Origin of the sequence: Micromonospora sp. NPDC047187 (genome assembly GCF_040643355.1) — a bacterium.
Taxonomy (GTDB): Bacteria; Actinomycetota; Actinomycetes; order Mycobacteriales; family Micromonosporaceae; genus Micromonospora; species Micromonospora salmantinae.
Genome location: NZ_JBEYUF010000019.1, coordinates 115,031 through 121,499 on the forward strand (window position 1 = coordinate 115,031; position 6,469 = coordinate 121,499).

The following is a 6,469-nucleotide window of genomic DNA, read 5'->3' on the forward strand; positions in this document are numbered from 1 at the left end:
GCGGTCAGCGTCGACATCACTGGCCCGCTCAGGCCGCCGCCGGCGCAGCGGTCGACCAGGGGTCATCCGCCGGCGCTTCCGGAGCGAACCCGTCTCCACCGGAGCGGGTCCGGGACATCTTCTTCACCGTCGCCGTGGCGAACCGCAGCGACGGACCGACCTCATCCACGTCCAGGCCGTACGCGGAGCGCTTCTCGCCCTCCTCGTTCTCCCACCGCGACAGCCGCAGCCGACCGGCCACCACCACGCGGGTGCCCTTGGCCAGCGACTCGGCGATGTGCTCCGCCAGGTCCCGCCACGCGGTGCAGGTCAGGAACAGCGGGTCACCGTCGCGGTACTCGCCCGAGGCACGGTCGAACACCCGAGGCGTGGACGCCACGGTGAACTTCACCAGCGCCACCCCGGCCGGGGTGAACCGCAGCTCCGGGTCGGCGGTCAAGTTGCCGACCACCGTCACGGTCGTGTCGTTTGCCATTGCGATCTCCTCCGAGATTGATGTAGGTGAACCACCGTTTTGGTGGCCACCGCACACGCCCCAGACAGGGCATGTGAGTCTTGGGATCAGCGGCGTGGGTTGCGCTGCTCCGGCGCTGGCGCTGGCACGTCCAGCAGGTCCAGGCCCAGCGGCGGCATGGCCGGCGATACCGGGGTGTTCTCGTCGCGCATCCACGCCACCCAGGCCGACAGCGGCGATGCCACCAGGCCGGTCAGCGGGTCACGACGGGTGATGTCGACCCGCACCAGGGCGGCATGCTTGGCCGACGCACGAACCATCCGCGCCTCGCCCGCCCAGCAGGCCACCGCGAGCTTGTCCGCCTTGCCGTCCAGGTCCGTCAGGTCCAGGCCCGGCCGCAACCACACCCACACCCGCTCCCCGGCCGGTGTCGGCCGCGCCCACAGGATGAGCGGCAACCGACCCGGGTGCAGCCGCGACGCGGACCGGATGAACTCCGCGAAGCACAGCCGCAGCCGGTGCCGTACCGCCACGCACCACACCCACGCCGACACCCGCCGACGGACCCGGCCGACACCGAAGACCACGCCGAGCACCAGGACCAGGAGCACCAGCGGCACCGCCGGGTGCGTCGCCCGGGACAGGTACGCCATGCCGACGAAGAGCGTGACCGCAGTGACGATCTCGAACGCCCACCACCACAACACCCGTAGCGCCGGCCACACCCGGACCACGGAGGCGACCACCAGGCCGCACACCGCGCCGGACAGCAGCCCGATCACCACCGCGAGAGGCAGCGGCACCGTCACCGACGCGGTAGCGGCCACCACCAGGGCGACGGACGCCGCCACGACGAGGAACGCCACCCGAGCCTTCTGCGCGTACGACCGCGACACCGGCGTCTCCACCAGCGTCACCGCGCCCACCGGGCGCTCACCGAATATCCCTGACTTCGCCATGCCCAACCTCCCCTTGTCGTGGGACAGCCGTGCGACTCAGTACCGACTTGACCGTACTGACTCACTCGGTACAGGTCAAGGGTGACGCATCGCGCTGTGTTGATCCCTGGGTGTAAGAGTGCGAGGCTGGGAAGTGCTCTTTCGACCCTCCGGCGGGGGTACCCATGATGGGTAGGCCACTGACGGATGTGAATGAGGAGCGACCGACGGGGTGGAGGCATCGATGTCGCAGCGAGTCAGTGGGACTGCGATCCCGCGTCATGTCCTGGAGCGCGAGGACATGCGCGCCGCACTCGCGCGGCATGACTTCGGCACAGTGTTCATGCTGGCGCGTAAATGGGCTGGAATCAGTTATTCGCGAATTGCGGAAGCGTGCTCCATAAAGCCCGAAAGAGTCGGCGCTCTTGCCCGTGGACAAGGCAGTATCGCAACATACGAAAAGATCAGCCTAATAGCAGATGCGATGCGAATTCCCGGGCATATGCTGGGCTTGGCACCCCGAGACTGGGAGGCCAGCCAAACGGTGGCCCAAGATGCCAGAGGTGAGACCGTGAATCGGCGTGATTTCCTGCGCGTATCTGCCGTCGGTGCCGGCACTCTGCTCGGTGCCGTTGATGTCGCTGACCTCTCCTCCGGGCGACGGCTCGGCGAGGAGCTGCCGAAGGTCCTTGCACGACGGACTGCGAGGCTGCGACGACTCGATGACGTCCTGGGCGGAGGCGACACTGTTCGCCTTTACCTGTCCGAATACGAGATGACCAAGAAGCTCGTGGCGGGCGGCACTTACACCGAGACGGTTCAACAGCGACTGCTCGCAATTCTGGCGGAGCAGGCGCAGCAAGCTGGGTGGGCTGCGTTCGACGCAGGGAACTTGGACCTATCGAAGCGGCTTTACGGCGAAAGTCACGGGATAGCAAATCAAGCGCACGCGCCTCACCTCGCCGGAAACGCTTTGGCGTTCCTGGCCTATCAGACCGTGGGCGGCGATCCTCGCGAAGCCGTGACGATCGCGGAGGCTTCTTGCGCCGCAGTCGGTGACGAAACCCCGGCCACCGTCACGGCTCTGCTGCACGAGCGTCGAGCCTGGGCGCACGCTGTCGTCGGAAACACCCGTGAGACTGATGCGGCACTGGCAACGGCGCGCGCTGCCTTGCAGGGTCGCAACGCGACCGAGGAACCCGACTGGTCCACATGGGTTGACGACCAGGAGGTGACCATCATGACCGGCCGCTGCTGGGCAGAGCTTGGCCGTCCGCTACGCGCCGTTCCTCTCCTGGAGGACGTACTGGCTGGCTTCGACGACGCCCACGCCCGAGATAAGGCCCTGTACTCGTGCTGGCTGGCGGACGCCTACGCCACGGCCGGGGAGCCGGAGGAGGCCGCACGGGTCGCCGGCCGCGTGCTGGACCTCTCCGAAGGCGTCGCCTCCGTGCGACCGCGCCAACGTCTCAGCCCGGTCCTAGAACGACTGAGGGACCACGCCGCCGTGCCAGGAGTGCGAGAGGTGTTGGAGCGCGCCAGAGCGTAGCCGCTACGGCTCCACGTCTAGCAGGAGCGTCCTGCTGACCCAGGCGGCATACTCGTCCGAACTCATCACGACCGGCACAGCCGCGATCTCGGGGTTCTGCCAAGGATGGTGGTCCTGGAGGAACGCTCGCAGGTCCTCGAAGCGCTGGGCATGCGTCTTCAAGAGAAGCTGCCACTCTTCACCCGTGCCGAACTCGCCCTGGTGCCAGAAGGCGGAGGTGACAGGCCCGACGATTTGCGCGCCGGCTGCAAGCCTCGCTTCCACAACGAGCCGTGCCAGCTCGACAGCCGCCTCACGCGTTTCCACCGCTGTAGACACCTGCAAGACGGTCCAGGTCTGACCGTTGCTCGCGTCAGCGGCACGACTTCCCAGCCGGGGGCGACCCTCGTGCCAGGACACGACTGTTCTCGGGCGCCATAGATGGGTGCGGCCGAACGTCTTGTCAGGCTCCGGCATCTGACCGCGGTTCCGGTAGGAACTCACGGTGCCGACCTGAACGCCGAGGTACTCGGCGACCTCCGACGTCGTCCACCACTCCGCGTCTGGATCAGGGCTCGTCACGTACGCCATTCTGCCTGCGTTGAACGATCAACGCACCTGTGCATCGCGCGTCGCCCCCGTCGGGCGCTTGCCACGAGCTTGATGCTGCGTGCAAGGTGGGGGTAAATCTGGCGAAACATGTAGGCGGCGCAGCGAGTGTTGATACTCACATACCGCTAGTATCCATAGCATGGGTGAGAACGACGCGACAGATCCGCAGAGTGATGCACCGGAAGTCCCGGAAACGTCCACTGCGCCAAATCCCGCCAGCGGAGCTCGCGGGGTTCTTCGTCGCTTCTTAACATCACTGAGCGGAATTGAGAAGATTCTCGAAGCGAACCGTTCGCACTTGCCGTCACTGTCCGCGCTCAACCTGATCATCGACAGCGTGGCTGAGGAGCGGGGGGCTACGCTATCTCGCGAGAAGCACCAAGAATTACTTAAAGTCATGGCACGGCATCTGAAATCCTGGATGGATATGGATGACGAGATCTCGGAACGCGCACAGAAGGGCGAAGGTGCGGCAAAGCTTGATAAAGAGTACCTGGAAAAGAGCAATGCTTTTTGGGATCAGGCATATGAGGGCTACGTAGCATCAGGTGTCGGTGCCCCACTCGCGCTCGACCTGCTCCTGTCTAGCAGCCCTTCGGCCATGCTTCGGCAACCGCGATGGCTTTTCTACTCTTCCCTTCTCGTCTCCGCCGTCAGCATGACTGAAGTTTTTATCGGCCAAATGATGCGGATTTTCTATCGCAGCTACCCTCAGGCGCTCCATGGAACGGAGGTCCGTTTCAGCTTCGCCGACATAAGTCAATTCGACTCAATCGAATCACTTCGCCAGCACCACGTCGAGCGTCAGGTGGAGGCCATCGTTCGACAGGGCGGGCTAGATGAGTGGATGAAGTGGTTTGATGCCAAGCTAAAAATCGGTTATGGCCAAGTCACAACCCAAGCCGTGCAACTGCGAGAGGTTTTCCAACGAAGGCACGTCCATGTTCATAACGATGGAGACGCGTCAGATCTCTATCTAGCCAAGATGAATGATCTTCCCGACAAGGATAAGCCATACGTTGGCGAACATCTGTTCATTACCGAGGAGTATCTAACTGAAGCCGTTGACCGGCTTCGACTGTTCGGCATTGCACTTGCCGTTCTCAGCGCTCGAAAGCTGACCACCAAGGAGGATCCCCGCGACCAAATCGAGGAGCTTGAGCGATACTCGGCGAGCCTGGTGTACGGGTTGCTACGTGCTGGAAAGTACGCCCAAGTCATCGAGCTCGTCGGGTTAACGAAGCACGGCGCATGCGTTGAGAGATCAAAGCTGATGTTGCAGGTAAATAGCTGGATTGCCCGGTCCCGGCTTGACAAGAAGGGGTGGAGGGAGGAAGTAGAACAGTGGGACACGTCGGCGCTTGAACCAATGTTCGAACTTGCTCGGTTGACCCTTCTTGAAAATCTTAACAAAGCCTACGACATGGCTCAGCAGCTTCTAGCTAAAGGTGACATCGATAAAGAGGACTACGATCAGTGGCCGCTCCTGCAGCCTCTGCGAGATGCCTTTCCAGAAGATGCAGCCCTCATCGATGACGGAGCGGCAAATGAGGAAACGTTGACAGGAGAATCGGTGGATGGGGTGGTAATTCCTTCCCAGGCTGGGCCAGACGAATCCATACTGCTCACACCCGAGGATTGAACCGTCCGCGCCTCCCATAGGCCATCCCTTCTGCAGCCGACCGAAGCCCAGGCGGAGCGACCACCGCCAGCGCGGCTCGCCTTCTGTCTCGACGCCTTCGTCCCACCAGCTTTGGTTTATGCCCTGGTTATTGCCGTGAGAATTTTCTATACGTCTTCAAGGCGGCCCTTCGGGCCGCGTCGTCGGACCCCTGCCGGTCCGCCTTATGCCTGCGGCAACGGCGGACCGGCAGTCGGACGCACCGATGCCCCACGCCGCTTGGAACTCGGCGCAGGGCATGGAGGATCGGTTGAGTCAGCCCGGCTCGGGCTCGCCTGGCACAGCGCGATGTCGACTCATCTCGGCGAAGGCCAGCCGCTCAAGGCGTCGCTGGATCGCGCTCGGCTGCCGCTCGAATGACACCGCCAGCTCGTCAATGCTGTGGCCGGCCAGGTAGCCCTTCATCAGCTCCGAGTCAGCCTGGGGTGTCCATGGGTCGTACGCCTTCGGGTGACGCTGCCGGATCTCGGCGATCCCAGCGGGGTCGCTCTTGAGGCCGACGCCTGCGTCGGCCAGGTCGTATCCGTCTTCCTCGTCCGGTGGGTCGTAGACCCAATCGGGTTCGCCCCGCTTCTGTTCGTCCCAGTCCGGTTCATCCATACGCATCAAGGTATCGACGCTAATGTGAGCGGGGAAGCACCGATTGTGACGGGAACCCTCCGGGGCTTCCTGAGCGGCAAGGGCCTCGCCTCCGGCGGGCAGGGCCTCCGGCCCTACGACCCGGGGATGGCCTCCGGCGGTCGGGGCTACTCGCCCCGAACCCTCGGCGACTCTGGGATGCCCCGGCCGTGACCGGGTACCCGTCGCGCACCGGAGGCCACCAGACCGCGCCGACCTGGTCCAGGTCGTTCGTCCGGCGGGGCGCTCCACCTGGACCAGGTCGGCGCGGCCCGGCAGGGCGGAGCCTGCGCGACGGGATGCACCACCGGCCCTCTCCCGAACCCCTCGCACACAACACCAACCCATGATCATTAGGTACACGAGGGGTACAGATGCCGCCTGGAAACAGCGGATAACGATGGAAGTTGATGCACGGCGTACGACCTGCTCAGAGCCTTGATCGACACCACTCCCCCAGGTCAGCCGCGATGGGCAGTTAGTTCGCCATGTACTACGACTGCTGAGCAGTCAGACGCACGACGACTGCTGAGCAGTCGCTGGAACACCGGCCGGGGGGGGGGCGCGGGCACGACTGCACGCTCCGCGCGCGCAAGGCCACGACCACCGCGCCCTCGAACCGCAACACGCACACCGAA

The 6,469-nt window shown here is 64.3% G+C and carries 7 protein-coding genes; 3 read left to right on the top strand and 4 right to left on the bottom strand.

The features are described from left to right. Positions 1 to 28 precede the first annotated feature (28 nt). Together ABZ794_RS25385 and ABZ794_RS25390 are read right to left on the bottom strand one after the other, a co-directional pair. A complete protein-coding gene (locus tag ABZ794_RS25385; protein ID WP_357517908.1) occupies positions 29 to 493 on the bottom strand; it encodes a single-stranded DNA-binding protein in 465 nt (154 codons plus the stop codon). 68 nt (positions 494 to 561) lie between these two features. Beyond that, positions 562 to 1,413 (bottom strand): hypothetical protein, encoded by an 852-nt coding sequence (locus ABZ794_RS25390; protein ID WP_357517888.1) that lies wholly within the window; start codon positions 1,411 to 1,413, stop codon positions 562 to 564. A 223-nt stretch (positions 1,414 to 1,636) separates the two neighbouring features. On the opposite strand from ABZ794_RS25390, the gene ABZ794_RS25395 reads away from it, so the two are divergent. Next, a complete protein-coding gene (locus tag ABZ794_RS25395; protein WP_357517890.1) occupies positions 1,637 to 2,941 on the top strand; it encodes an XRE family transcriptional regulator in 1,305 nt (434 codons plus the stop codon). Positions 2,942 to 2,944: 3 nt separating this feature from the next. Here the strand turns inward: ABZ794_RS25395 and cutA are convergent, their stop codons facing one another. Then, positions 2,945 to 3,313, bottom strand: a complete 369-nt coding sequence (cutA, locus tag ABZ794_RS25400) for a divalent-cation tolerance protein CutA (RefSeq protein WP_357517910.1) — start codon at positions 3,311 to 3,313, stop codon at positions 2,945 to 2,947. A gap of 358 nt (positions 3,314 to 3,671) precedes the next feature. Between cutA and ABZ794_RS25405 the strand changes: the two genes are divergently transcribed. Further along, positions 3,672 to 5,174, top strand: a complete 1,503-nt coding sequence (locus ABZ794_RS25405) for a hypothetical protein (protein ID WP_357517892.1) — start codon at positions 3,672 to 3,674, stop codon at positions 5,172 to 5,174. A gap of 294 nt (positions 5,175 to 5,468) precedes the next feature. On the opposite strand, the gene ABZ794_RS25410 is transcribed toward ABZ794_RS25405, so the two are convergent. Further along, positions 5,469 to 5,813, bottom strand: a complete 345-nt coding sequence (locus ABZ794_RS25410) for a hypothetical protein (RefSeq protein WP_357517894.1) — start codon at positions 5,811 to 5,813, stop codon at positions 5,469 to 5,471. A 45-nt stretch (positions 5,814 to 5,858) separates the two neighbouring features. Between ABZ794_RS25410 and ABZ794_RS25415 the strand changes: the two genes are divergently transcribed. Next, positions 5,859 to 6,005, top strand: a complete 147-nt coding sequence (locus tag ABZ794_RS25415) for a hypothetical protein (protein ID WP_357517896.1) — start codon at positions 5,859 to 5,861, stop codon at positions 6,003 to 6,005. Positions 6,006 to 6,469 lie beyond the last annotated feature (464 nt).

Bases quoted from the DNA above. Each gene is read 5' to 3' on its own strand.
- ABZ794_RS25410 (WP_357517894.1), bottom strand. From the start codon at position 5,813: ATGGATGAACCGGACTGGGACGAACAGAAGCGGGGCGAACCCGATTGG.
- ABZ794_RS25390 (WP_357517888.1), bottom strand. From the start codon at position 1,413: ATGGCGAAGTCAGGGATATTCGGTGAGCGCCCGGTGGGCGCGGTGACG.
- ABZ794_RS25405 (WP_357517892.1), top strand. From the start codon at position 3,672: ATGGGTGAGAACGACGCGACAGATCCGCAGAGTGATGCACCGGAAGTC.
- ABZ794_RS25395 (WP_357517890.1), top strand. From the start codon at position 1,637: ATGTCGCAGCGAGTCAGTGGGACTGCGATCCCGCGTCATGTCCTGGAG.